This is a genomic window from Desulfoconvexum algidum (assembly GCF_055382125.1).
The window spans coordinates 5,572,404-5,598,323 of record NZ_AP042394.1 but is presented as its reverse complement, the minus strand read 5'-3'; the positions used below and the strand labels follow the sequence as shown (position 1 = coordinate 5,598,323).

Sequence of the window (25,920 nt, the reverse complement as noted above, 5' to 3'; positions counted from 1 at the left end):
AGCTCCATAAAGTTTTTGTGGAAATCCTTGGTGAATAATTATAATCCATCCCCAAAAGAGGTAAAAATGACACTAACCGTAAATAGATTGCCGAATAAATTTTATCCGGACCCCACAAGGGTCATTGCCAGATTTTATATGCCCGGTGACAAAGACAGGACGAACACAATAATTAAGCGAATATTGGATCTCTCCAGGCAGGAAGTGGATTTAATGTTAAATCAGGTGCTGAAGGATTTTTCAAAGCGGCACCGCAATATCTCAAAAATTTTTGAGAACCATTACGATAACCTGTGCCACGTTCTGGAACCGGATTTTCATGTTTCTCCAGATTCCCTGTCATTAGAAAGAAGATTACTGATCGGTTCCTATTTTACATCGGAATACGCGATTGAGGCGGCCGCCTTCTTTAATCCTTCCATCGTCGAAGACCCTGATCAGGGTACCCTGGAAGAAGGACAAAAACGCGTTATTGTCAGTTTTCGGGCGATCGGGGAGGGGCATATCTCATCCATCGTATTCAGAAGCGGTGTCATTACCCGAAATAATGAATTGGTCTTCACCCCGGCCGGGAAATTCGTTGATTTGCCGGAAGCCTTAAAGCGCCATGTATATGACAAAAAACAATTTTTGGAAAAATTGCACGAGATGGACATCCACAAAGATATCATCGAACCGATTATGGATAAACTGGGAGATGGATTCATCTATCGTGAATTGCAGGAAAGTATTGCCGCAAGCACCAAAAACATAGAACTAAGCTATAGTAAAAAAAAGGTGATCGATTCGATAAACTGGCTGGCCAATTCTCATTATGAAATCAGCTTTTCACTGGATACCGCTATATCGGAACGCGTCATTTTCCCTGTCTCGGCCCATGAAAGCAACGGTATTGAAGATGCACGATTCGTCAAATTTATGGATGATGACGGCAGTATCACTTATTTTGCAACCTACACGGCGTATAACGGATATACCATTTTACCAAAATGCATCAAAACAAAAGATTTTTATCATTTTCAGGTATTCCCGATCCACGGTGAGTATACCCAAAACAAGAATCTGGCTCTGTTTCCGAAAAAAATTAAGGGGCAATACGCCATGATTTCCCGCCACGACGGGGTGAATAACTACCTTATGTTTTCCGATGACATCCATGCCTGGCATGATGCCCAAAAAATACAAGAGCCTAAATATCCCTGGGAATTTATTCAACTGGGCAATTGCGGCTCTCCCATTGAAACCGCAAAAGGGTGGCTGATGCTCACCCATGGGGTGGGTCCCATGAGAAGGTATTGTTTAGGGGCCGTACTGTTGGATTCGGAAGATCCCTCCAAAATCATCGGTCAACTCCAGGAGCCCTTGTTGGTTCCAAATACGGAAGAAAGGGAAGGGTATGTGCCAAATGTCGTCTATTCCTGCGGATCGATTATTCATAACGGTACGCTGATTATACCCTACGGGATGTCCGATTCTGCATCGGGCTTTGCGGCGGTGTCTGTGGATGAACTTTTGAATAAATTATTAAATGGTTGAGAATGCTGTTTGTCTGTGGTCCGTTGACTGTTGCCCAAAATGGTAGCCTTTCGCAACGGACCACCACAACGATCAAGGGACAGGATATAGTGTTCTATTCCGCAGACATCGGCCTCACTGTAATTGATAAATTTAGCCGCCTTTAGATAATCATCGTTGATGGTTCTGCTGGATAATGCATTTTATTTTTTCCGGGTAAGAATAGCTCTGGTCTGGATCGTCTTACCAGAAAAGCACCTTCCGAAATATCCGTCCCCCTTTCGATATACTCGTACATGTCTGTCGACGAGCGATAGCACAGTCCAAAATCATTATCTGGAAGTCTATCGGAATCGCCATCGGTGAGCATCGGGCCGACAATTTTCTGCAAGTCCACAAATTTCTTGTCAAACAATAACGATTCCTGCGGCGCAGGAAAAATTCCGGCAAGGTCCGTTTCTCTTTTAATGATCTATGGTGCAACTCATTAAAATAATATGAAATATAAGCATTGTAATTTTTTGGCACACCCTATGCTAAGTAATGAACATTAACGGCTGTTTACCGGCCGCAACGGACCATGGGGAGGCCACGTGAACGGAAATCAAAATGTTTGAATATTCGCGTGTATTCACGATTATAACCGTGAAAAATAAAGGGAGAATGCGCAGGTGCTTGACAGCGCAGGCAAAGCGTAAGGAGCCATCATGAATATTATGCTGTTACAAGCCGGTATCCAGCACTATGTCTGGGGAGATAAAAGGTTCATTCCCGATCTTCTGGGCGTGGAGAATCCGGAAGACCGGCCCTTTGCGGAGCTCTGGATGGGTGCCCACCCCGACCTTCCATCCAAAATTGAGGTAAAGGATCGACTGGTAGCGCTCAACGAGGTCATCACAGCATCGGCCAAAGAGGTCCTTGGGCCGGTGGTCACCCGAGAATTTCAAGGCCAGCTGCCCTATCTCTTTAAGGTTCTATCGGCTGCCGCACCACTTTCCATCCAGGTCCACCCGTCGAAGGCGCTTGCCAGGGAAGGTTTCATCCGCGAGAATGCCGCCGGTATTCCGCTTTCCGTCGAGCACCGCAACTACCGCGACATCAACCACAAGCCGGAACTGATCGCCGCACTCACCGATTTTTATGGCCTACGGGGCTTTCAGCCATTGACCCAGATCGCCCAGGTGCTTACCGATATTCCGGAGTTTCAGTCATTGCAGCTGGATTTCGAACCGACTTCCGCCGGTCTCAAGTCGTTTTATGAGCATCTGATGAATCTTTCCCAGGACCGCCTGGATGCTGTTTTAGACCCCATGATAGAGCGGCTGACGGAAGCCGACCGAAAAAGGGCCTTTATCCGTGATGATCGCCAGTTCTGGATCCTACGGGCGGACCGGGAATATTCAAAGCAATGCCATCGGGATCGCGGAATCTTTTCCATCTATCTGCTGAATTTGGTCCATCTCAAACCGGGTGAAGCCATGTACCTGCCCGCCGGGGTGTTGCATGCCTATCTGGAGGGAGCGGGTATGGAAATCATGGCCAGCTCGAACAACGTTATCCGGGGCGGACTGACGTCCAAACACATTGACGTTCCTGAACTATTAAATAATGTGATCTTTGAAGGATCGGAGCCTGAGATCCTTCATCCTACAAGACTTCCGGGTAGCCGGGAATGGGTATTCAAAACACCCGTTACCGAGTTCGAGCTTCGGCGTATCGAGGTGACAGAGGCGCAATCTTACCGAAATGGGTCAGATCACAGCGCGGAAATTCTCATCCTCGTGGATGTCAATAGATATGCCCATGTGGCCGTCACCTCCGGCGAGTTAAGCCTGAATCTGCAAAAGGGCAGTTCTTTTTTTGTTCCCTTCGGCGTCGGTTATACCATCCGTGCCGACCATACGGCGGTGCTCTATAAGGCTACCGTGCCCCAGAGTTCTTCGAGCTTTTTCCGATTCCGGCGTGGATGTGATTGTGACCAGGGACCATACCAGGAACGTATCCGATAAAAAGCTTATTCAGTATGGTTATCTATTTTTCAGGTGGGATCTTATCCGGTAAATCATAGGGGATCTCATCTTCTTCGGATTCGAGTAAATTTTCGGTGTAAGGTTCCTCATCGTATAACATTTTTTCATATGGTGTTTGATCCGGCTCAACGGTGCCCGGGGTAACATCCTCCCGTTCCCAATCCAACGCATCAATCTGAATGCGCTCGATAATTGACCTAAGGCCCATCACATCGGTCAAGGTGCGCAACAGGATTTGATGTTCGGTCTCGCTGGGGATTATTCCTTCCAGGTAAACCACGCCCTTGCGGCATGAGATTTTAAGTTCTTCCAGATCAAGGCGACCATCATTTTGTAGATTATCCAGAATGGATAATTTCAGGTCCCGATCATTCGAGCTCTGATAATCGGCTGGCGAATGCACTGTTTTTTTTGGGGCCATGTGATTTCCTCCTTTCAAACTGGTTTTAATTCTTACGATAAGAAGTCTTGCAACTCATGTGCCAGATTAAAGATCAAAACAAATTATATTAGGGCTATTCAATGGCATGCATTATGCCTTTTATTAGTTAAGATAGAACAGCCTGTTTGTATGACTGGCAGGCAATTCGGAACGCCCTGTTTCGAGCAGAAGTACCCGAAATACTGGGCTACCATGACACGAGGATAGAGATTGACGTTTGAAACTTTGTACTTTACGATAAAAAGGAAGGAAAGAATTCAAAAGGAGGATACAGCTATGGATCTAAATGAAAATGATATTTTGGTACCCTTGGATGTCCCAAAGGCAGAAAGAGAAAATTATATCCACAATTATTTGGCGATAACCCAAAAATGCGGACGGTTGATGTCGTTTGCAGGCGATCAAAAAATCGAGCACTTGAATAACGATTTTTATGGCGAAGGGATTCACCCGGATGACGGAGATCCTGAACATCTTTTCAGGATGTGCAATGCCATTCATGCTATTACCGTGGATGGGAAAACGGTAAATGAAGCGATGAAAATCTATACTGAGGCATAGCAGGGTATCAGCATGAAGCAACTAATACTATTGCGGCATGGACAGAGCCTGTGGAATTTGGAGAACAAGTTTACCGGCTGGACAGATGTGGATCTATCCGATCATGGAAAGTTGGAAGCACGAAGAGCAGGTCAGATGTTAAAGGCTGCAGGCTACTCCTTTGATGTGGCGTACACATCTGTCCTCAAACGTGCTATCCGAACATTGTGGATACTGATGGATGAAATGGATCTTATGTATATTCCGGTGTATCCCTCCTGGCGGCTCAATGAAAGACACTATGGCGCCCTACAAGGTCTTAATAAACAGGATATGGCCAAAAAATACAGTCCGGAACAGGTCCTGAAATGGAGACGCAGCTATGACATTCGGCCACCTGACCTGACCCGATCAGATAGGCGTCACTCAAAATTCGATCCTCGTTATGCGCATCTGCAAGAGGAGGAAATACCTGGTGCCGAATCCCTCAAAGATACACTCCATCGTGTCCTTCCTTACTGGCACGAGACAATCGTACCCAATTTGAAAGCGGGCAAAAAAGTGCTAATCTCGGCTCATGGGAATAGTTTGCGAGCTTTAGTAAAATATCTGGACAATATCTCTGATGACGAGGTTGTCGGGTTCAATATTCCTACAGGTTTACCATTGATTTATGAATTAACGGATGACCTGAAAACCAAGGATCATTATTACCTATAAATCTTCGATAACAAGCAATATTTTTATGGCCACAATTTATCTCTAATGTCCGTCCTTTAAGCTTCCCTTTATCGATTTTTCAATGGAATCTCCCGTACAGTTTGTTTCAAAGGCCGGCTCCGTTCGGGTCAACATTTTGTAAATGACGGCGATTACCTCATCGGCACCATTTTCCAGATCGCCGATAAAGCGCGGATGGAGCTTGTGGGCTTTGACCAGTAAAGCCGAATCCTTGACTGTTAAAAGCACAATAGTGGGTGCATCCTCAAGCAGATGCCGGATAGACATAAGCGTCGATAGCTCTTTCTCGTCTGCGGCAGCCAGAACAATGATCACACCCTGGGTCGGTGTATGCCGCAGTCGAGTGCACAAAGCCGTCATGGATGTATATACCATGATTTGAGGAAACGATGAGCAAAGCATTTCTTCAAAATCTTTTGCGGTCCTTTTATTTCGATATAAAATGATCTCCATATAACCTTACCTCTAAGATAAAATAATCTATTTATAACTTGAGAAAGCATCAACCGTGCCAGAAGGCGCAGGGAGTGCGATCAGGCGGGCCATAAGTCAAAAAGGGAACATAACCCGCCAATCGAATAGTGGCGATGATCGCATGGCGCTACAATTTTCCTGATGCGCAGGAAAATTTACTGCCAGTTAGGAATGTCTATCGATATCGTGTTTTTTCATTAAGGCGTACAGGCGGGACTGGGACAGACCGGATATGCGGATGGCTTCTTTGATATCGTTGGAGGCTATATCCATCAGGTCTGCCAGATACTGCCGCTCGGCCCGGATATATATCGATTCGCGAAAATCCTGTAACGGCGGCAGATTTTTTAGGTGTGTGGTGATCGAATGCTCTTCTGTCAGCTGATGGTGATCGTCTAAAGATTTGCGGGCCACCTGGATGCGGATTTTCGGCGGTAGGTGTGTGGGGAACAAGGTCGGCTCAAAGCGGGCGGCAGCCAGGGAGCGATCTATGGTATTAACCAGTTCCCGGATGTTTCCCGGCCAGGTGTAGGCTGCCAGTATATCGAGAAAATCAGGCGAAAAACCCTTGGAATCGATACCCATGCGCTCACAGAGCCGGTTGGTTTGAAATCTGGCCAGCGCTTTGATGTCGGAAGGTCGCTTTTTCAGCGGTGGTAGTTCAATGGTAAAGGCGCTGATGCGGTAGAGTAAATCGTTGCGGAACGTCCCCTCGGCCACCATGGTTTCAAGGCGGCGGTTGGTGGCTGCCACCAGACGAAAGTCACTTTCGACTTCGCGTTTACTGCCGATAGGGCGGAAGCGGTGCTCCTGGAGAACGCGTAAAAATGCTTTCTGCAGCGATAAGGGCAGTTCGCCCACCTCGTCCAGAAACAGCGTCCCGCCATTAGCCTGCCGGATCAATCCCTCACGATCCTTATCGGCACCGGTGAAACTCCCTTTGACATGGCCGAACAACAGGCTTTCCACCAGTGTATCGGGCAGGGCCGCGCAATCCACCACGATAAAACTGCTTTGCGAGCGCGCACTGTTGTTATGAACGGCCTGTGCAAACAATTCCTTGCCGGTTCCGGTCTCGCCGGTAATCAATACATTAATATCGCTCAGGGCCGCCTGGGCCACCATGTCCAGACAGGCGTGGATCTGGGGGCTTTCACCGATAATTTTTTTACGCCGAAGGTTCTTTACGACATTGGCAACGGTGGTGGTCTTCTTTTCTTTCCGGTATTGCAGGGCCCGAGAGAGAGAGAGGCGAATGGTTTTGGACGGGGCCGATTTTTCAATATAATCCCAGGCGCCACTGTTGATGGCCAGTTCGGCCCCGTCGGCATCGCCGTATCCGGTGCTGATGATCACTTCGGGCGCCCCGGAAGAGGCCTGAATTTGCGGCAGGACGTCCAGTCCGTTGCCGTCAGGCATCCGGACATCGAGAAATACGACATCCACGTCTTCGGTGTTTACTTTCTCCAGGCCTTCCTTCAGGGTAACGGCACACTCGGCTTCATGGTCCATGCTCCGGGCAAGTCGGCATAGTGCGTAGCAAATATTTTCGTCGTCGTCTATAATGAGGATTTTGGCCATGGTTTAACGTTCCTGTGCCGGTTTATCGGTACCATCTTCCAGGGCGGCACGGATCGACCCGGCGATTTCTGTCCGGGTGAATGGTTTTTGTATAAAAGAGCGGATGCCCAAATTTCCTGCCAGCGCTGCCGTTTGGAGAGTTTTGGGATCGGTTCGAAATCCGCTGCACAAAATGATCGGGGTTCCGGGCCGAATATTTAAAATTTGTGTCGCCAGTTCGATGCCCTTCATCCGCGGCATCGTTTGATCCGTGATGATCAGATCGAATCCCATGGGCTCCTGGCTGAAAATGTCCAGGGCCTCGATACCGGTAGTTGCCGTTTGGACCGCATATCCCAGCGATTTGAGCATTTTTGCTGCAGCATAGCGAAGCTCGGGATTATCGTCAACGAACAGAATACGTTCAATGCCCCCTTTCACGGCCCGGTTTAGCGGTACGGCGGCAATTGCATCCACTGGATCGATCCGGGGTAAGAACACGTGGAAAGCCGTCCCGCTGCCCGGTGTGCTGTCAACGGTGATAGCGCCCCCGTTGCAGTTGACAATACCGTAGACCACCGAAAGTCCCAGACCGGTCCCCCCGTTTTTTCTCCGGGTTGTAAAAAATGGGTCGAAAATCTGTTCCTGGACATCCGGTGTCATACCGTGGCCGCTATCTTTAACCGTTAGTTTTAAATAGGACCCGCCGGGAAGATTCATGGACTTGGCCGTCGTTTCGGTGTTAAGGGTTACACGTTCTATATCCACTGCCAATACCCCCACATGATCGCCGATGGCTTGGGCGGCATTGGTGCAAAGGTTCATAACGACCTGGTGAATCTGGGTGGGATCGGCCAGAACACTTGCCGTATCGATGGGCAAAGGCCGACGGATTTCGATGGTCGATGGCAAAGTGGTCCGGAGCAGGTTCAGACATTCCTTGACCAGGCTGTGGAACTGGACCGGTTGCCGATCCTGTTCGTCGATTCGACTGAAAGAAAGAATCTGTTTGACCAGCGCTTTTCCCCGCAGACCGGCTTTGAGGATGTGGTCGAGATCTTCATTCACAGGATGGTCGTTGGGGAGTTCGTCAAGGGCGATTTCACTACAGGTGATGATAGCTCCCAAGATGTTGTTGAAATCATGGGCGATTCCGCCGGCCAGTGTCCCGAGGGTCTCCATCTTCCGGGCCTGGCGCAGTGCCTTCTTAAGTTGTTTACGTTCGGTTCTCATCCTGAGGGTTCTAATTCCAAAGGCCAGATCATTGGTGAGCTCCTCAAGCAGCCGAAGCTCATCCTTGTCAAAGGCATCAGGCTCTGCGGAGAAGATGGAGAGTGCACCGAACGGCTTATCCTCATTTTTTAACGGCAGCGCAACAGCCGACGCATATCCATTTTTAAGCGCCGCTTCTCGCCAGAATTCGAAATCCGGGTTGGTGAGGATATTCTGAAAAACGCAGGGTGCGCCATTTCGGATGGCGCTGCCGGTTGGTCCGCGCCCCTGTTTGATGTCTGCCCAGGTAAGCTGAAGATCTTCCAGATAACCATCCTCGCGCCCCCAATGCGCCACCGGCCGTACTATTTTTTTGGGGTTATCTTCGGCAAAACTAACCCAGGCCAGACCGTATCCCCCAAAGTCGACCACGATTCGGCAAATATCCTTCATCAGTACCAGTTCATCCGTGGCACGGATTAAAGTGTGGCTGCATTTGCTGAGTGTCCTTAAAATACGGTTAATTTTGCGCAATGATTCCATTTAGATCTCCAGTACAGAGGTATTTAGATGAATAAGCCAGCAAACCATCAGGCGACTAAACGTTATCTCCATCTAAGTACCCGAGCATATATTTTTCAAGATAAAACTTAGATATATTAACGATATATCTTCATAAAAATACTGAAAAATATATGTGTAGGTACTTATACTCGTGCAGAGGTTGGTTGTCAAAAAATAAATTTTTCAATTGGATCTAAAGGTAGATGTCTCTTCCGATGTGGCAAATTTTTGATCTCAGCCTGACCCAGATCGGGCTTTTTATTACCTGCTTTGAGGGGCCCATGGCCCTGGCCCAGGTGCCAGCAGATTTTTTATCCGAGCGCCTTGGAGAACGGTTTTTCCTCATTAAAAGATGAAAAATACATATTTACCATTTGGGCTGATTTCCAATTTTATACCCCATCACCTCCAGCGTGTCGCTGACCACCACAAAGGCATTGGGATCTATCTGGCGGATGAGTCGTTTTATCCGGGACAGCTCTCGAAAATTAACAACGGTATATATGACCTTTTCATCCCGGCCCGAATAGGCACCCTCACCGCACAAAATTGTCACGCCTCGTTTGATATCTTCCAGAATTCTGTGGGATATCTCGTCTCCGAGGTTGGATACAATCATTACCGCCTTTCTTTGGCTCAAACCGGTGACTACCAGATTGAAGATGCGGGTGGCTACGTAAATATAAATCAAGGTGTAAAGCACTTTTTCCAGCGGGAAAAGAAAGGCGCCTGCCAGCAACACCATGCAGTTGAAAGCAAGGGTCGTGGTTCCTATACGCACGGAAAACCGCTTAAGCAGGGCAACCGATAAAATATCGGTCCCGCCTGCAGATCCCAGAGACTTCAAGATGACACCCCCCCCGACACCGGAAAGGATTCCTGCCAGCAACGCACTGGAAAGCATATCCTGAACCGGAAGCGATACATGGACCCACGCCAGAGATGCCGAAAAAATGGCCATACCTGCTAAGCTGTAAAAGAAAAAACGTTGTCCCACAAATTTCCAACCCAGAGCAAAAATAGGTATGTTCAAGAGAAAATAGAGTGTCGAAACCGGCAGGTATGGCAACAGGTAATGCAAGATGAGAATCAGGCCCGTAAGACCTGAACTAAGAAACCTATTGGGAATTAGAATTCCATTGGTAGTGATGGCACACAAAATACTACCCATAGTGAGTAGCAGCAGGTTCAACAGCACCTGTTCCGTGGTATTTAAAACGATCCCTTTCGGCAGGGTTTTCATTGCCGGTTTCATTTATTATTCCTTTATCATGCGTAGCGGCAATCAGTGACTTCACTTCTATGTTCTGAGTCAGGCCCTGGGCACCACTAATTGATCGTCTTTAAGGCTGAAACGGATTTACCTAACTTCAATCTTGATTTCTTTTGAACCACACCACCACAACGATCAAGGGACAGGATCTAGTATTTTCCGGTAAACCTCAATATAATCATCGACCATTTTTTCCTGACTGAATTTTTTCTCGGCCCACCGCCGGCAGGAGTTGCGGTCAATTTGCTTTACGTCTTTTAAGGCGCAAACGGCTTCATCCACATTGTCGACCAGAAACCCGGTCTTTTCGTGAACGATCAGCTCCGGCATGGCGCCTTTATTGAAGGCGACCACCGGTGTCCCGCACAGCATCGATTCGGCCACACTTAAACCAAAGGGTTCTGCGAAACTGATGGGATGCAGTAAGGCATATGCATTGCCGAGTAATGTATCTCTTCTTTCTGGGCCGGAGTTGCCTGCATAAACGATATCATCACCATTTATAAACGGTTCTACTTTTTCTTTATAATAGTTATGATCCTGGATAAAACCGGAAATAATCAGCTTCATCTTGATTCTTTTAGCAATCTGGATGGCTTCATGGGTTCCTTTATCCGGATGAATCCGGCCAAAATACAGTAAATAGTCACCCACTGATTCTTTTAATGTAAAATTATCCACATCAATACCGTTATACACCGTTGCGATATATTTCAATTCAGGACTGCGGTCGGCATTGCTGATGGAGACATAATGATTCCTTTTATTGTACTGTTTGAAAACCGGTATGATTTTGGGGGAAGAAAAACCGTGAATGGTGGTTACCATCGGCGTTTTGACCAGTCTTGAATAGGTCAGGGGGAGAAAATCATAGTTGTTATGGATGATGTCAAATTCAGCGGCGCGTTCCATCAGGTGGGCGATATGTAAACATTCCCATACCTTTGGATCAAGGGTTTTATCTTCTTCATAAGGCCGCTGGCAGGTATAGGAAAGTTTTCCCCGGGTAAGGGAATCACCCGTTGCAAAAAGTGTTACTTCACACCCGCGTTTGACAAGGCCTTCGGTGATATTGGATGCCACCTGCTCCCACGGCCCGTAATGCCGCGGCGGGGTTCTCCAGCAAATCGGGGCTAAAACTGCAATTTTCATTTTACACCGCCGCTCTTGGATGTTCCAAACAAAGGTCAACCAGGTCTTTTATGCTGGCGGTACCCACGCACATGACGGTATCGGCTGCTCCCCAGTAAATTTTCAGCATGCCGTCCGGTTCAGGCACCGCGCCGCAGGTAAAAACGACATTGGGCACATACCCGGTGCGTTCGTATTCTGCTTCCGGCTCTAAAATCCAGTCGTCACCGACGCCTCTGATTTTAGAAGGATCGGCCAGATCATGCAGGGCAACCCCCAGGCGGTAGACACTGCCAGCCATGGTTTGAAAAACCCCGTGGTAGATATTCAGCCAGCCTTGATCGGTTTTAATGGGAGGCGCGCCGGGTCCGATTTTCATCTCATCCCAGTGATAGGCAGCCGGTTTCATAACCAGCCTGGCATCTCCCCAATACTTTAGATCGGGAGAATAGGAGATCCAGATGGACCAGGGGCTGATCTCCGAATGCGGTCTGTCCATACGGACATACATGCCGTTGATTTTTTCAGGGAATATAACCAGGTTGCGATAATCCGCCTCGGTGATCAAGGCCACTCGTTCGATTGTTTTAAAGTCCCGTGTTCTGGCCAAGGCGATGCGCACGCCGTACCTTGAATACGCACTGTAGGTGATCAGATATTCATCGCCCATGCAGGTGATGCGGGGATCTTCGAGACCGTATTCTTCATATATCTGGAAAATTCCTTCTTTTGCCGGGGTCATAAACGGTTTGCCATTCACCTTAAACTTGAACCCGTCATCGCTTTCGGCCAGTCCCAGAATACTGCGACCGCTGGTTAAATGCGAGCGAAATATCATGATGTATCTGTCGTTAAACTTAGTCACCCCGGCGTTATGAACCGTTGCCACCGGGTAGGGCACGTCGTCTTTGGTTAAAATCGGATTTTTTTCATATCTGTGAATAATTGACATTTACCAACTCCTTATTTTGCTGATTTAAAGGCGGCATCTCTTAAGATGTTTGCCCCTCCTTTTCATGGGCCAGAAGAACGGTCAGATGGGAAATCAAATAGGCCAACACACTTTCCGCCCCCTGGTTCCGGTTGACACCGTGGCTTTCCAGACCGTCACAACAGCCCCTGGTTTCAAAATCATATAGAGGGATTCGCAGATCATTTTCACCTAAAAACCACATAAATGAAGCAAACATGCGCTCAAGATACCGTTTGTTTCCGGTCACGACATAGGCTTGATGGAACATCATCACAACGGCCATCGCATCAATGGGCTGCTGGGCATATTGGGGACATGGTGCGCCTTTTTGATACCAGCCGTCGTTTCCCACCGGTGAAAGACAACCGTTTCTAAAAATAATTTTTTCCAGAAAGTCCGCTGTCTGCTGGGCGACCTCTAAAAACTTTTTATCACCTCTTATTTCATAGGCATGCAAAAGGGCCAGGGGTATAATTCCGTTGTCATAGGTCAATTCCGGTTCAAACCACCGCCAGTCTTGACCGGTTTCATTATCGTACTGTGCAACGATTTTGTAGGCCATATCCTTAAGGGTATGGTTCATCCCCTCATCACCGGAATAACGGTGAAGATAATGACAGATTCCGATAATCGTATCGGCATTGCCGCGAATAGTCTGCAAATTTTGAAAATTTGAATATGCCTTGGCGAACAATTCTCTGGCCAATTGCAAAAAGGCGTCATGGGGGGAAAAACGAATAAGATATCCCAGTGCCCATATGGTCCTTCCGAAAGAATCCTCCGATCCGACCTCATCCATGAAGTTCCGATTGTAGCTTAAAAAATTTCGAAATGAGCCGTCCTCATTTTGCATATAATGAATAAAACTCAGATAAACGGGCAGCACTTCCAGGGCTGCCGGGTCTTTTTTCTGGCGATAGGCCATGGTCGTCATTAAAAGCGCCCGGGCAACATCATCCAGGCAGTATCCTTCTTTCCGATTTGGTACACTGTATTTTGCATGCTGGATAATACCGGTATCATCGGTGAGCTGCAGGACATGGGATAGACTAAAGACCGGCAGCACCAATGGATCAACGATGGGCGCTTCTTTGGCCACAACCGCCGGATAGGACCGCATTGCCTCGGAGATGAGTTGAAAATATTTTTCACCCATTGCGGACCAAAGTGTCCGGCGGCCATAGGCATAGGCCTTTTCCCTTAATTCAAGTAACGCCGGGGGATCGTCCAGCAACTCGTTGAGGATGTTGGCCAGTGCATTTGAATCGTGAAAATCAAACATTCTTCCCCGGCCGTCCGCCAAAAGCTCCTGGGCATGCCAATAGGGGGTTGAAATCACAGCCGCCCCCGCCCCGACCGCATAAGCCAGGGTTCCGCTGGTAATCTGGGCTTCATTCAGGTAAGGGGTAATGTAAATATCGATGGCGGATAAATATTCAAACAACTCCTGTGGACTGACAAAACGGTTATAAAAATATACATTGTCACTGAGGTTGTTTTGCTTTACCAGGCGCCTTAAATAATTTCGGTATTCCTCGTCGGAAGCGCGTAACACCGCCGGATGCGTTTTTCCTAAAATAATATAAATAATTTCCGGATGTTTTTTAACGACTTGCGGCAAGGCCTGAATAACGGTTTCGATGCCTTTATTCCGGCTTAATAAACCAAAGGTTAATAAAGCTTTTTTGTTTTCCAGTTTAAATTTCTTTTTGTAACGTTGCCCCTGGATAAAATTAAAATCAGGCACCCCGTGTTCAATCAGCATGACTTTATCACGCGGTACATCGTAAATTTCGATTAAAAATTCAACGGCCCGTCGGCTCATCACGACCACTTTTGCGGCTTTTTGCCCGATTTCGTGAATAACGGCCCTTTCATCATAGGAAGGCTTTTGAAGCACCGTATGCAGGGTTACAATCAGCGGTATTTCCAAGCGATGCATCAACGGAAGAATATAAATGCCGCTGTCTCCACCGAAGATGCCGAATTCATGTTCTATTACGCAGACATCGGCCTCACTGTAATTGATAAATTTGATCGCCTTTAAATAATCCCGTTGATGGTTCTGCCGGATAACGTATTTTACTTTTTCCGGGTAAGAATAGCTCTGGCCCGGATCGTTCATGGCCACAACGTAGCCCTCGACGTTGCCGGTCTTTTCCACCGCATCGATAAGATTCTTCGTAAAAGTGGCTATTCCACATTCCCGTGGCGGGTAATTTCCGATGCATGCAACGGTTATTTTTTTCATTTTAATCCTTTTAATTCTTATGCCGACGGATCGGCGGTGGTTTCATCATATAAAATGACAGGCAGCACAATGAGCTGGACTATTATCTTTCCCCCGTCATTTCCAGACGGGGCTGTTCTTGTTTTCGTTCACGTGGCCTTCCCATGGTCCGTTGCGGCCGGTAAACAGCCGTTGTTGCTCCTTGCTTAAGCATAGAGTGTGCCAAAAAATTATAATATTCATATTTTATATTGTTTTAACAGGTTGCTTCACAGATCATCAAAAAAAAGAAACGGGACCCCCTGGGATCTTTCCTGCGCAGCAGGAATTATTATTGTCTGACAGGAAATTTACGTATCCTAATCCTAACCTTACTCTAAATATCAGTAGTGTCCGATTTCATCTAAGCACCGTTGTTGCCAAATTATAGTTACAGGAACATATGCTTGGCATTAAGCTTGCTTATTGATGTTTATAATATTTGCAAAATAAGTATTTTTCATATCTATTTATCGGTACGTTTATTCATGAAGAAGCTTTTTTTGTTTAAAAAAGGATTTACTATTTTTTTAAATGGAACGTGCCAGGAAGGTGTACATATGAATTCAGAGATGTTCAGGGAGTATGATATCAGGGGGATTGCCGGTCTTGACATGACCGAAGCAGAAGTTTTGCGCATCGGCAAAGGGGTGGGGACATTTTTGCGGCAAAACGGCTGCAGCACCGTTGCTGTGGGGCGTGACTGCCGGGTGACATCCGACCGGTATGCAGAGAAAATAATCCAGGGCCTGCAGTCCACAGGGTGCTCTGTGACCGATATTGGCGTATGCCCGACGCCGGTGTTGTATTTTTCGATCCAGCATCTTAAAAAAGAGGGTGGCGTCATGATTACGGCCAGTCACAATCCGCCGGAATACAACGGGTTTAAAATTTGTCTGGGTACCGATTCGGTTTACGGCCAGGATATCCAGAAAATTCTTGCCATCATCAAAGCCGGACAATTTCTGGAAGGGACGGGAGCGCTGGACGCTGAAGATGTGCTGACACCCTACAAAGCGTATGTGGAAAACAATATCCAGCTGAAGCGACCCCTGCGGGTCGGGGTGGACGCCGGCAACGGTACGGCCGGGCCGGTGGCCGTACCGATCATTAAACAGCTGGGGTGCCAGGTGTATGACCTGTACTGTGACATGGATGGCACCTTCCCGAACCATGATGCAGACCCCACTGTCCTGGAAAATATGCAGGATCTCATCGAACTGGTACGCAGGGAAGGTCTGGATGTGGGCATCGGTTATGACGGTGACGGAGACCGCATCGGCGTGGTCGATGAAAAGGGTGGCATTGTTTACGGGGACCGGCTAATGATTCTGTTTGCCCGGGAAATTCTATCCAGAAAGCCCGGAGCCACGTTCGTATCCGAAGTCAAATGCTCCAAGACCCTGTATGATGACATCGAAAAAAACGGCGGACGGGCCATCATGTGGAAAACCGGACATTCGCTGATCAAAAAGAAGATGAAGATCGAGAAGGCGGAGCTGGCCGGGGAGATGAGCGGACACATGTTTTTTGCCGATCGGTATCTGGGGTATGATGATGCCACCTATGCCACCGGCCGCCTGTTGGAGATTCTGGCTGCTGGTGAAAAATCCCTGTCGCAGCTTCTGGCGGATATCCCTGAGACCTTCACAACGCCGGAAATCCGGGTGGAATGCCCGGATGACCGTAAATTCAAGCTGGTTGAACAGGTGACCGCCTATTTCCGCAAGCGGTACCCGGTCATTGATATCGACGGGGTTCGTGTTTTGTTTACTGACGGCTGGGGCCTGGTGCGGGCCTCCAATACCCAGCCCGCCCTTGTGCTGCGTTTCGAAGCCATGTCCCGTGAGCGGCTTAAAGAGATTCAGGATCTGGTGGAATCGACCCTGGCAGACATCCGCCAATCACTGTGAATAAGACCACCCAGCAGAGCAAATAGACGGTTTCATGCAAATTCGCAAAGCTCAGAATAAAGATATGGGACAAAGTGAAAAAATAGGTGCGTATTCCATTGCGGTTAATATTGATAATGGCATGCTATTTCTTTCAGGTGTGAGAAAATTGGAAACCAAAGGAACAGCCACCTGGGAAGAGTTTGGGAATGTTAAATACGTGAGAAGTCTTTCTGTACCACCGACCATTGATATTGGTAAGGTAAAAGCTGAACTGAAAGACGGGTTCCTGCGGCTTCATCTACCAAAGTCAGAGTCAGCCAAACCCAAGAGGATAGAGATAAAAACTGCTTAATCGGATTATAAAAGAATTTATATTCCACAGGAGACCAGGACCTCATTTGGAACTGTCACCTTAATCGACAGGCTGTTACGGAATGTTTAGTTCTGTAACAGCCTGTCGTCTATTAATAGATAAATTATTACATGGTCCATGGGGTGCGCCTGAGTTTGTTGTGGCACTGCTAGGTACCCCCAAATTATTTTAAAAAAATGAGGGGAAAATATGATCATTAAATAATATATCTTACTGGATTTATATGATTAAATTTTTATATATTAATCGGCATGCTTTATGTTTTTCATCTCTATAGATATCTTGGCCGGTCTGAAGTCAGGTTTTCCAGGCGGGTAGACCGAAAACCGACAAAGCGGCCGACACTTCGCATCATGACTTACAACATCCACAGTTGTATCGGAATGGATGGCAAGATTTCGCCCCAAAGGATTGCGCGGGTCATCGCCCAACATGCCCCGGACATCGTTGCGCTTCAGGAGCTGGACGTGGGCCGAACCTGGACCAATGGTGCCGACCAGGCGCATCTTATCGCCCAATTCCTTGATATGAAAGTCCATTTTCTTTCCACGATGCATCTGGAAAAGGGACAATACGGCAACGCCATCCTGACCCGTTATCCCATGCGACTGATCAGGGCCGAAGAGTTGCCAGGATTGCCCGGCAAGCCGCATCTGGAAGCCCGGGGCGCGATCTGGGTCACTATCGAGGTGAACGGAACCGTCTCCCTGACGCCCAGTTGATGCTAAACAGACATCACCCGAAAAAGACCCTCTTCGGGCGTTATCCCCTGGCCCGCATCGACCACGTTTTTGTGGATCCCGGCGTTGATGTGGCAGGCATTGAAGTCCCGAGCACGGAACTGACGCGAGTCGCTTCCGACCATCTGCCACTGATCGTGGATGTTTATATTCCTCATCAGTGATTTGATTCGTCCTTTTGCCATCATCACCAAAAAACTGGCATCCCTGGCTATTAAAGATTCGGCCTTGAGGGGATCCCTTTCTTGACAGGCTCAATATTGATTTTTTTGCAGCAGTGAACAATGTGTTTGACCAAACTTCTAAACCGCTTGAGCTTTGACTGAACCGGCCCTATATTTAGATTGTTCCGCCTTCTTTTCTCTGCCAACCAGGTATCGACTATGGACAGGAAAGTCAATCGGAGAAACCCTGATTTGTTTCTGTTGTCAACGTGTAGAGGGCACCGATTATGGTCAGGCAGACTGCGCAGAAGATAAAGGCGCTTTTAAAGGCAGATACGCCCAGGGAGGAACCGGGATAGAGAAATTTCATCAACGCTCCCATTCCTTGTAGAAAGACGGCAACGCCGGCCATGGTAAAAAAATTGATGGCCGCCATGGCCATGCCAGCATGTTCATGGGGAACCAGTTCTTTAATATGGGCGTACATGAGCTGACCTGAGCCGCTGAACAGGCCAAAACCGAAAAAAACAAGGGCCAAAGGAATGGCACCGGCTCCCTCGGGGAAAAAGGCCAGAAGCCATAAAATACCCGTCATACCGCAGATGCCGGGTATGATGATTCGTTTTCGGGAATTGAAAACCCTGTCGGACAGATGACCGCTCACAGGACACCCGATGATTAATCCGATGCTCATGAATAAAATAATATTTCCGGTTGTGACACTTGATAAACCGGCCACTTGAGTCAGATAAGGGCCTGCCCATAATGCTTGAACAGCGGCATAAATACCGTAGCGGCAGAAGGTTGAAAACGAAATGATCCAGAAATCTTTCCGGGCAAACAGTGTCCGGGCAACTTTAAAAGTTTCTTTTATACCTGGCCGGGGGGGGCTCTGCCGGGTCTGCTCCGTTTGGACGAAGGGTTGGTCGCTCACCAGAAAAAAGAATAGAAGGATGACCAAAAAGCTGACCCCGCCCATGGTCATAAAACTGTAACGCCATCCCATTGCCTGAACCATGAGAACCAGGGGGGTGGCAGCTGCGATGTTGCCGGCGGTGCCAAGGGAAACAATCAGGGCGGAAAGGGTTGCAAAGAGTTTGGGGTCAAACCAGAGGGTGATCAGCTTTAGCCCGCCCATGAAATTGCAGGCCATTCCGATGCCCAGCAGCATTCTGCCAAGGGTAAGGGAATAATAGGAATCCCCCATGGAAAAAATCAGGGCGCCAATGACGGAAACCAGGGTGAGTACAGACATGGTGATTCTCGGCCCGATACTGTCAAGAAAAATCCCTACGGGTATCTGCATCAGGGCAAAGGCATAGAAAAAAGAGGCTGATACCGTGCTCAGTTCCCAGGCATCCAGATTCAAATCCTGGATTAGATCCGGGGCAATCACTGCCACGGATGACCGGTAAAATTGTGACAGCATGAACAGGGTCCCGGCAAAAAAAAATACCAGCCACCGGCGGACCCGAAACTGGCGGGAAGATTTATTTCTCCTAGGTTTCCATCGGCTCAATTGAGTTATCTTGTTTGTCAAACCTTCCATTATGGCAATCATAATATGCCTGCCAAAAAGAGTCCACCTTTCTTTGCCGGGAAATCAGGGTGAGACCGGATAGGTGGTTTGTGGAGGCTTATTGTATGGAGGATCAGAGGATGCTTAAGAAAATTATCGGATCACCAGATTTTATGCCGTTTGAATCAGTTTTTCCTTCCGATCCGGGTGGCAAGGTAGCCGTCGATCATAAGATGTAGAATGTGGTGCAGCACACAGACCAGCAACGCTGTGCCATATTCTGGAAAACAGGTGATCTGGATCATGACGGCCAGGGGCAGGGTTTTCTGGGATCCCATGAAAAGAACGGCTTCCCGTCTTCCCCTGCCGATATTCAAAAAGCGGGAAAGCCCGAAAGAGACGCCCAGAAGGATCAGGTGGAACCCTGCCACCAGGGGAAGAATCTCCCAAAAGGTGGCGCTTTTGGCAACCAACACCTGCCTGGCCCCTGACAGGGACATGTACACCACACAGATCACAATGAGCTGGTTAATGATTCCCAGTTGTTTTTTTTGAGCCAGGGTGATGGGAAGTACGGTTTTTTTCAGGAAAAGTCCGGCTGCCAGGGGGAGCAGAACGAGAAGGATCAGCTTGATAAAAATGGCGCGCTGGTCAATGAACAGGTCTGTTGTATGTGTGAGGGACAAAAGGAGAAGGGGCAGAATAATTGGAATGGAAACAATGGACATGCAATTGGATAAAATGGTCACAAACAGGGCGTGGGCCATGTTGCCGCCTGCCTTGCCGGTCATGACCACACCGCTGGACAGGGTGGTGGGCATGGCTGCCACAATAAACAGTCCGATAACCACGCCGGTTTCCAGGGGGATAAAACTGAGCAGATATGCCGTCACCGGCGCGGCAAAGACAATCACCGCAAGGGCAGTGGTTGTGGCTTTCACATCCTTTATCCCCGCTTTGATCTGGTCTGTTTCGATGATAAAGCCGGAAAACAAAAAGATGAAAAAGATCATAAAAGATGATCCGTTATGATTCTTTAGAAAGATGCCGGCCCGGGCAAGGGTGGCTGTTTTATCCAGGATGACCAGAAGAAAGATCAGAACAATTCCCGTGAGAAACCATTGGCGTCGTATTCGTTCAATCAAAATAACCTGCGTATCCTTAATGGTGGTTCTTAAATTTAGTTTCGATCAAAAATGGTGTGTCCTTGTTCCGACAGGTCCCAGAACAATCCGGTCATCAGCTGCAGCCCTTCCCGTATGATTTTTTCTGAAACATGTTCATTGGGGGCATGCTGGTTGCATCCGCCGTAGGAATGAGGAACCCAGATGGTGGGCATGCCAAGGATATGGCTGAAGGCATCGTTGGGCAGTGTCCCACCGAGGTTGGGGAGAAAGGCAACGGTTTTGTCGGTCAGGGTGGTTTCAAATGAATTTCTGGTAAATTGAACCCAGGGGTTGTCCGGGTCCATGCGGGTTGCAAGGCCGTAATTATTGGGCGCTTCCTCAATGTCGATCATGGAAAACCCGTTGGCATCCAGGTGACGCCGGATGGCCGGAGCAAAGGTGGTTGGGTCCATATCCGCCACAAACCGGATGTGACATCTGGCCCATGCTTTAGGGGGGATGGCATTGACCGGTTGGTCAGGATTTCCGCACTCAAAGGCAAGGACATCCAAGGTATTCCAGCCATACACTTTTTCAGCCAGGCTCAATCCGGGCTCTCCCCAGGAAGGGTCTATGGCAGGCCCCCCTTTTCCCGTGATTTCCAGTTGATCAATGGCTTTTTTTATGGAAGGGGGGACGGGGTCGGGCCGCAGTTCATTCACCAGAATTTTCCCCCTGGCATCCACCATGCTGGCAATGGCATGGGCGAGGATGATGCCTGGGTTGGCCAGAAGCCCGCCCCAGTTGCCTGAATGGTGACCGCCTTCCCTTAACTTGAGGCTCAGGTCAAAGTTAAACACCGCCCTGGACCCCCCGAAAATGGTGGGGGTATCCGGGTCCAGGCGGGGACCGTCCGATGCAATGAGAACATCTGCCTGGAGCGCTGCTTTTTCCTGTTCACAAACAAGGTGCAGCCCGGGAGATCCGGCTTCCTCACCGCATTCAATTAGTACGATCACATTGAAGCCCAATGATCCCCTGGTTTTGATTACGCAGTCAAGGGCTGCCAGATTGACCGCATGCTGGCCTTTGTTGTCGGCGGCTCCCCTGCCATACCAGATGCCGGCGGCTTTGTCCTTTGTCAGCACCAGCGGAGAGAGCCCCGAGGCCCAGTCTGCTTCCATGGCCGGAACGGTATCGCCATGGCCGTAGATCAGAACCGTTGGGAACTGTTCATCTTCGATTCTTCGGGCAATTAAAAAGGGGGCACAGGGATCTGTAGGGTTCTCAACCGTTCGGCAATTAAAATCCATGGTCCCAAGATAGGGGATCATAAGTTGTTCAAGATAAGCCATCATCTGGGGCTTTCTGTCATTTTCCCGGCTTCCGGTATCAAGGGCCACCCAACGGGCAAGCATCCTAAAGAAGGTATCGGTATCAAAAATTTTTTTGGCGCTGTTGATGGCCATTTCGCGGTTCATATTCATCTGGACTCCTTGTTTGTAAATTGCGGTTTTTTGGGCCTAAAAATTATCCGGATAATGGCATTCAACCAGTTTTCCTGATTTAACCATGGGTTCCGGTGCCACCACGGCACATTTGGCCTGTTTTTTGACACACCGGGGATGGAAGGCACATCCCGAAGGCGGATCAATGGGGTTGGGGTATTCGATACCCAGGTGAATTTCCGGCAGCCCCATGTTTGGATCCGGTGTCAGCACCGATGCCAGAAGGGCCTGGGTATAGGGGTGGCTGGGGTTGTCAAACAACTCCCGGGCCTTTCCTCGCTCAACAATTCTGCCCAGATACATGACCGCCACATGGGTGGCAATGTGTTCCACCACGGCCAGATCATGGCTGATAAACAGGTAGGTCAGGTTTAATCGGTTTCTTAAGTCCATGAGCATGTTAAGAATCTGGGCCTGGACTGACACATCCAGGGCCGAGGTGGGTTCATCACACAGCACAATTTCAGGCCGCATGATAAGTGCCCGGGCGACAGCCACCCGCTGGCGCTGGCCCCCGGATAATTGGTTGGGGTAATTGTGCTTGAGCCGGGTGGCCAGCCCCACAATTTCCATGATCTCATCCACTTTTTTCTCCAGATCTGCCGTCCCTTTGGACAGCCCCTGGGCTCTCAGGGGCAACGAGATGATCGTGGAGATGGATTTTCTGGGGTTCAGTGAGGAATAGGGATCCTGAAATACCGGCTGGATAATTTTGGCAATCTGCTTGTGGCCCATGGCATCGATGTTTTTCCCGCCAATGTACAGCTGTCCGCCGGTCTTTCGTTCAAGGCCCAGGATCATTTTGGCAATGGTGGTTTTCCCGCAGCCCGATTCCCCTACAAGCCCGAGGATGGATCCTTTGGGAATGGACAGACTGACCCCGTTGACGGCTTTGAGGGCTTTTTTGCCGCGGAACATCCCGGCATTGATCTGGTAGGTTTTGGTGATATCTTTTGTTTCTAACGCGTGGTCTGCCATCAGATCTCTCCCGTGTTTGCTGCCGGGGTATCCGGGGTGTGGATTGAAGCCGGCTGGCCTGTGGTTTTGGGGTCATTGGGTTCATTGTGCGGCTTGGCGGTCAAATCACCCGGTGGCCTTGTGCATCGAAAGGCACGGGTGGCAGAAATCTGGGTCAGATCCAGACCCCTGTCGGCACATTCCGGCGCAGACAGTGAGCACCGGTTGCGAAAGGCACAGCCCCACAGTTCCCCGATGGGCGTGGGGACGATGCCGGGTATGGAGCCCAGGGGTTGGCCCGGTTCTGTTTTGCCCGGAACCGGTATGCAGTCCATGAGTCCCCGGGTATAGGGGTGGATGGGATGATCGAAGATTTCTTTGATGGTACCGGTTTCCACCACCTGTCCGCAATACATGACCGCCACATCATCGGCAATTCTGGCCACCACCCCCAGATCGTGGGTGATCAGGATCATGCCCATGTTGAACTCTCGTTGAATGGAGGCCAAAAGTCCCAGAATCTGTGCCTGGATGGTCACATCCAGGGCCGTGGTGGGTTCATCTGCAATGATTAAAGAGGGCCCGCACATGAGGCCCATGGCAATCATGATCCGTTGCCTGAGGCCGCCGGACAATTGGTGGGGATATTGTTTCAACCGGGAGGAAGCCGCTGTTATTCCCACTTTTTCAAGGAGGAACACCGCCCGGTCCCTGGCCTTTTTGCCCGAAACGTTCTGATGTTCCATCAGGGTTTCGGTGAGCTGGTTGCCGATGGTGTAGCAGGGATCCAGGGAGGTCATGGGTTCCTGGAAAATCATGGCCATTTTGGCGCCCCTGAACCGGGACATTTTACTTTCATTGAGCCGGAGCAGATCCTGGCCTTCAAATTCCAGTATATCTGCCCGATAGCTGGCCGAGGGCGGCAGCAGGTTCATTATGGCCAGGGCGGTCATGGATTTGCCGCACCCGGATTCTCCCACCAGACTCAGGGTTTTTCCCTTTTGTACGCTGAAACTGACATCCCTGACCGCATGGAGGGTGCCGGCGGGAAGGCGAAGATCCACATTTAAATTTTTTACTTCCAGCAGCGGTTTCATGAGCGTCCCTCCGGGGAGGTGACATCCCGCAGTCCATCTCCAAACAGGTTCATTCCCAGTACCAGAAAGAAAAGCGCCACCCCGGGTATGGTAACCAGATAGGGGTCAAAGAGCATGGCATCCTTTCCTTCCGCGATCATCAGTCCCCATGAAGGGGTGGGGGGCTGAACCCCCATCCCCAGAAAAGAGAGGGCGGCTTCCAGCAGAATGGCCCGTCCGATTTCAAGGGTGGACACAATGACAATGGAATTTAATAAATTGGGCATGATTTCCCGGGTCATGATCCAGGCGACAGAACAGCCGGCTGCCTTGGCTGCCTGGACATAATCCATGGACCGTATCTGCTGGGTGGTGGCCCGTAAAATAACGGCAAACCGATCCCAGATCAAACAGCCCAGGACCAGAATCACCACCTGCATGGATCCGCCGATGAGGGCTACCACGGCAACGGCCACCAACACTGCGGGCAGGGCCAGGCGGATGGTGATGATAAAACTGACAATATAATCGGCCATTCCTCCGAAATATCCGGCAATGAGTCCCAATGAGATACCAATGACCGCTGCAATGGCGGTACAGGAAAATCCAATGAGCAGGGAAATTCTGGATCCATAGACCAGACGTGACAGGTAATCTCGGCCCATGTTGTCCGTGCCCAGGGGATGATCCCAGTTCCCCTGTTCACTCCAGATCGGCGGGATCATCCGGTTGGAAAGATCCTGGTGGTAGGGGTCGTGTCCTGCGATATAGGGGGCAAAAACCGCCACCAGGAATACGGTCAATACCATTATGCCGCCAATGATAAATCCTTTGTGGGTGGTCATGCGCTGGCGCATGATCTGGCCGGGTGTGGGAAAGACCACATCCAGGCCAAGTCCTGCATCAAATTCTTGTTGTTGTGTGGGTGTCATCTATCAATTACTCCTGATTCTGGGATCCAGGAATGCATTGAGAAGATCCCCCATAAAGGTCAGAAAAATATAAATGGTGGAAAGAAACAAAACAATGGCCTGGACCACGGGCAGATCTGACCGTGAGATGGAAACCCATGCCAGATTGCCCAGGCCGTTGAGGGCAAAGATGGATTCGATCACAATGGACCCGCCCAGCATAAACCCTAGCTGGACAGCAGCAACCGCCACCACCGGAATGATGGCGTTTCTCAGGGTATGTTTAAACAGGATCTTCGGCCATCTCAGCCCTTTTGCCCTGGCGGTTCTGATGTGATCGCTGGCCAATACCTCCATCATGCCCGAGCGCACCAGGCGCATGATGGCAGGGGTTGCATAGTACCCCAGTGCAATGGTGGGCATGACAAAATGCTGCCAGGTATCGCTGCCGGATATGGGCAGCCATCGAAGCTTCACCCCGAAAAAAATGATCAAAATCAGGCCGAACCAGAAAGAGGGCATGGCCTGTCCCATGACGGAAATCGACAGGGCCACCCGGTCAATCCAGGTATTGGGCCGGATGGCCGCCAGCATTCCCAGGGGAATTGACAGGAGCATGGCAAAGGATAGGGCGCTGATGCCCAGGATCATGGTTACTCCCATGCGCTCCTTGAGCATCAGTGACACGGGTTGGTTCAGGTAGGGCGAGTTCCCGAAGTCTCCGCGAATCGCCCTGCCTGCCCATTCAAAATATTGAACGATCAGGGGCCGGTCAAATCCGTATTGTGCCCTGACAAATTCAATTTCTTCACTGCTGGCACCTTCTCCTGCCAGGGAAATGGCCGGGTCGCCCGAGACCCGCAGCAACATAAAACTGATCAACGATACGGCTATCAGGACAACAAATGCCAGTCCCAGGCGTTTTAAGGTATATATCAGCATAGGTT

The 25,920-nt window shown here is 49.2% G+C and carries 25 protein-coding genes; 8 read left to right on the top strand and 17 right to left on the bottom strand.

Annotated features, from left to right (window positions below):
* Nucleotides 1-66 precede the first annotated feature (66 nt).
* The gene (locus tag ACZ45G_RS25310; RefSeq protein WP_464173349.1) at nucleotides 67-1,536 is read left to right on the top strand and encodes a glycoside hydrolase family 130 protein; all 1,470 of its coding nucleotides are present in this window, start codon (nucleotides 67-69) and stop codon (nucleotides 1,534-1,536) included.
* Nucleotides 1,537-1,678: 142 nt separating this feature from the next.
* Here the strand turns inward: ACZ45G_RS25310 and ACZ45G_RS25305 are convergent, their stop codons facing one another.
* The gene (locus ACZ45G_RS25305) at nucleotides 1,679-1,930 is read right to left on the bottom strand and encodes a hypothetical protein (protein ID WP_464173348.1); all 252 of its coding nucleotides are present in this window, start codon (nucleotides 1,928-1,930) and stop codon (nucleotides 1,679-1,681) included.
* A gap of 292 nt (nucleotides 1,931-2,222) precedes the next feature.
* Between ACZ45G_RS25305 and manA the strand changes: the two genes are divergently transcribed.
* A complete protein-coding gene (manA, locus tag ACZ45G_RS25300) occupies nucleotides 2,223-3,524 on the top strand; it encodes a mannose-6-phosphate isomerase, class I (protein ID WP_464173346.1) in 1,302 nt (433 codons plus the stop codon).
* A 22-nt stretch (nucleotides 3,525-3,546) separates the two neighbouring features.
* Here manA and ACZ45G_RS25295 read toward each other — a convergent pair whose 3' ends face one another.
* Nucleotides 3,547-3,966, bottom strand: a complete 420-nt coding sequence (locus ACZ45G_RS25295; RefSeq protein ID WP_464173345.1) for a BON domain-containing protein — start codon at nucleotides 3,964-3,966, stop codon at nucleotides 3,547-3,549.
* 297 nt (nucleotides 3,967-4,263) lie between these two features.
* Between ACZ45G_RS25295 and ACZ45G_RS25290 the strand changes: the two genes are divergently transcribed.
* Complete coding sequence (locus tag ACZ45G_RS25290; protein ID WP_464173344.1) at nucleotides 4,264-4,548, top strand: hypothetical protein; 285 nt, start codon at nucleotides 4,264-4,266, stop codon at nucleotides 4,546-4,548.
* A 12-nt stretch (nucleotides 4,549-4,560) separates the two neighbouring features.
* Nucleotides 4,561-5,247 carry a 2,3-diphosphoglycerate-dependent phosphoglycerate mutase gene (gpmA, locus tag ACZ45G_RS25285; RefSeq protein WP_464173343.1) on the top strand — a complete coding sequence of 229 codons (687 nt, stop codon included), beginning with the start codon at nucleotides 4,561-4,563 and terminating at the stop codon, nucleotides 5,245-5,247.
* Between the two features lie 42 nt (nucleotides 5,248-5,289).
* Here gpmA and ACZ45G_RS25280 read toward each other — a convergent pair whose 3' ends face one another.
* The 3 genes from ACZ45G_RS25280 to ACZ45G_RS25270 form a co-directional block, all read right to left on the bottom strand.
* Nucleotides 5,290-5,721 (bottom strand): hypothetical protein, encoded by a 432-nt coding sequence (locus ACZ45G_RS25280; RefSeq protein WP_464173341.1) that lies wholly within the window; start codon nucleotides 5,719-5,721, stop codon nucleotides 5,290-5,292.
* A gap of 186 nt (nucleotides 5,722-5,907) precedes the next feature.
* A complete protein-coding gene (locus tag ACZ45G_RS25275) occupies nucleotides 5,908-7,323 on the bottom strand; it encodes a sigma-54-dependent transcriptional regulator (RefSeq protein WP_464173340.1) in 1,416 nt (471 codons plus the stop codon).
* Nucleotides 7,324-7,326: 3 nt separating this feature from the next.
* A complete protein-coding gene (locus ACZ45G_RS25270; RefSeq protein WP_464173338.1) occupies nucleotides 7,327-9,057 on the bottom strand; it encodes an ATP-binding protein in 1,731 nt (576 codons plus the stop codon).
* A 224-nt stretch (nucleotides 9,058-9,281) separates the two neighbouring features.
* Between ACZ45G_RS25270 and ACZ45G_RS25265 the strand changes: the two genes are divergently transcribed.
* Nucleotides 9,282-9,434 (top strand): hypothetical protein, encoded by a 153-nt coding sequence (locus ACZ45G_RS25265; protein ID WP_464173337.1) that lies wholly within the window; start codon nucleotides 9,282-9,284, stop codon nucleotides 9,432-9,434.
* Between the two features lie 11 nt (nucleotides 9,435-9,445).
* Here ACZ45G_RS25265 and ACZ45G_RS25260 read toward each other — a convergent pair whose 3' ends face one another.
* From ACZ45G_RS25260 to ACZ45G_RS25245, 4 genes are all read right to left on the bottom strand, one after another.
* On the bottom strand, nucleotides 9,446-10,333 hold the full coding sequence (locus ACZ45G_RS25260) for a YitT family protein (protein ID WP_464173336.1): 888 nt from the start codon (nucleotides 10,331-10,333) through the stop codon (nucleotides 9,446-9,448).
* Nucleotides 10,334-10,486: 153 nt separating this feature from the next.
* Complete coding sequence (locus ACZ45G_RS25255; protein WP_464173334.1) at nucleotides 10,487-11,503, bottom strand: glycosyltransferase family 4 protein; 1,017 nt, start codon at nucleotides 11,501-11,503, stop codon at nucleotides 10,487-10,489.
* Between the two features lies 1 nt (nucleotide 11,504).
* Entirely contained in the window at nucleotides 11,505-12,434 is a 930-nt protein-coding gene (locus ACZ45G_RS25250; RefSeq protein ID WP_464173333.1) for a glycoside hydrolase family 130 protein, read from the bottom strand.
* A gap of 40 nt (nucleotides 12,435-12,474) precedes the next feature.
* The gene (locus ACZ45G_RS25245) at nucleotides 12,475-14,706 is read right to left on the bottom strand and encodes a glycosyltransferase (protein ID WP_464173332.1); all 2,232 of its coding nucleotides are present in this window, start codon (nucleotides 14,704-14,706) and stop codon (nucleotides 12,475-12,477) included.
* 578 nt (nucleotides 14,707-15,284) lie between these two features.
* Here ACZ45G_RS25245 and ACZ45G_RS25240 point away from each other — a divergent pair.
* The 3 genes from ACZ45G_RS25240 to ACZ45G_RS25230 all read left to right on the top strand — a co-directional run bounded on the left by ACZ45G_RS25240 (nucleotide 15,285) and on the right by ACZ45G_RS25230 (nucleotide 17,714).
* On the top strand, nucleotides 15,285-16,637 hold the full coding sequence (locus ACZ45G_RS25240; protein WP_464173330.1) for a phosphomannomutase/phosphoglucomutase: 1,353 nt from the start codon (nucleotides 15,285-15,287) through the stop codon (nucleotides 16,635-16,637).
* Nucleotides 16,638-16,671: 34 nt separating this feature from the next.
* Nucleotides 16,672-16,971, top strand: coding sequence for an Hsp20/alpha crystallin family protein (locus ACZ45G_RS25235; protein ID WP_464173329.1), 300 nt, complete (start codon nucleotides 16,672-16,674; stop codon nucleotides 16,969-16,971).
* A 272-nt stretch (nucleotides 16,972-17,243) separates the two neighbouring features.
* Nucleotides 17,244-17,714 (top strand): endonuclease/exonuclease/phosphatase family protein, encoded by a 471-nt coding sequence (locus tag ACZ45G_RS25230; RefSeq protein WP_464173328.1) that lies wholly within the window; start codon nucleotides 17,244-17,246, stop codon nucleotides 17,712-17,714.
* A gap of 2 nt (nucleotides 17,715-17,716) precedes the next feature.
* On the opposite strand, the gene ACZ45G_RS25225 is transcribed toward ACZ45G_RS25230, so the two are convergent.
* The 8 genes from ACZ45G_RS25225 to ACZ45G_RS25190 all read right to left on the bottom strand — a co-directional run bounded on the left by ACZ45G_RS25225 (nucleotide 17,717) and on the right by ACZ45G_RS25190 (nucleotide 25,915).
* Nucleotides 17,717-17,920 (bottom strand): hypothetical protein, encoded by a 204-nt coding sequence (locus ACZ45G_RS25225; protein WP_464173327.1) that lies wholly within the window; start codon nucleotides 17,918-17,920, stop codon nucleotides 17,717-17,719.
* Nucleotides 17,921-18,128: 208 nt separating this feature from the next.
* On the bottom strand, nucleotides 18,129-19,457 hold the full coding sequence (locus ACZ45G_RS25220) for an MFS transporter (protein ID WP_464173326.1): 1,329 nt from the start codon (nucleotides 19,455-19,457) through the stop codon (nucleotides 18,129-18,131).
* Between the two features lie 143 nt (nucleotides 19,458-19,600).
* Nucleotides 19,601-20,560, bottom strand: coding sequence for a bile acid:sodium symporter (locus tag ACZ45G_RS25215; protein WP_464173325.1), 960 nt, complete (start codon nucleotides 20,558-20,560; stop codon nucleotides 19,601-19,603).
* Between the two features lie 35 nt (nucleotides 20,561-20,595).
* Entirely contained in the window at nucleotides 20,596-22,008 is a 1,413-nt protein-coding gene (locus ACZ45G_RS25210) for a M20 family metallopeptidase (protein WP_464173324.1), read from the bottom strand.
* Between the two features lie 36 nt (nucleotides 22,009-22,044).
* On the bottom strand, nucleotides 22,045-23,007 hold the full coding sequence (locus ACZ45G_RS25205; protein ID WP_464173323.1) for an ABC transporter ATP-binding protein: 963 nt from the start codon (nucleotides 23,005-23,007) through the stop codon (nucleotides 22,045-22,047).
* Nucleotides 23,007-24,083: an ABC transporter ATP-binding protein gene (locus ACZ45G_RS25200; protein WP_464173322.1), complete on the bottom strand. Its 1,077-nt coding sequence runs from the start codon at nucleotides 24,081-24,083 to the stop codon at nucleotides 23,007-23,009. Before ACZ45G_RS25200 ends, ACZ45G_RS25205 begins: the two co-directional genes overlap by 1 nt.
* Nucleotides 24,080-24,994: an ABC transporter permease gene (locus ACZ45G_RS25195; protein WP_464173321.1), complete on the bottom strand. Its 915-nt coding sequence runs from the start codon at nucleotides 24,992-24,994 to the stop codon at nucleotides 24,080-24,082. The genes ACZ45G_RS25200 and ACZ45G_RS25195 overlap by 4 nt, the downstream gene beginning before the upstream one ends.
* A gap of 3 nt (nucleotides 24,995-24,997) precedes the next feature.
* Nucleotides 24,998-25,915 carry an ABC transporter permease gene (locus ACZ45G_RS25190; protein ID WP_464173320.1) on the bottom strand — a complete coding sequence of 306 codons (918 nt, stop codon included), beginning with the start codon at nucleotides 25,913-25,915 and terminating at the stop codon, nucleotides 24,998-25,000.
* Nucleotides 25,916-25,920: the final 5 nt, after the last annotated feature.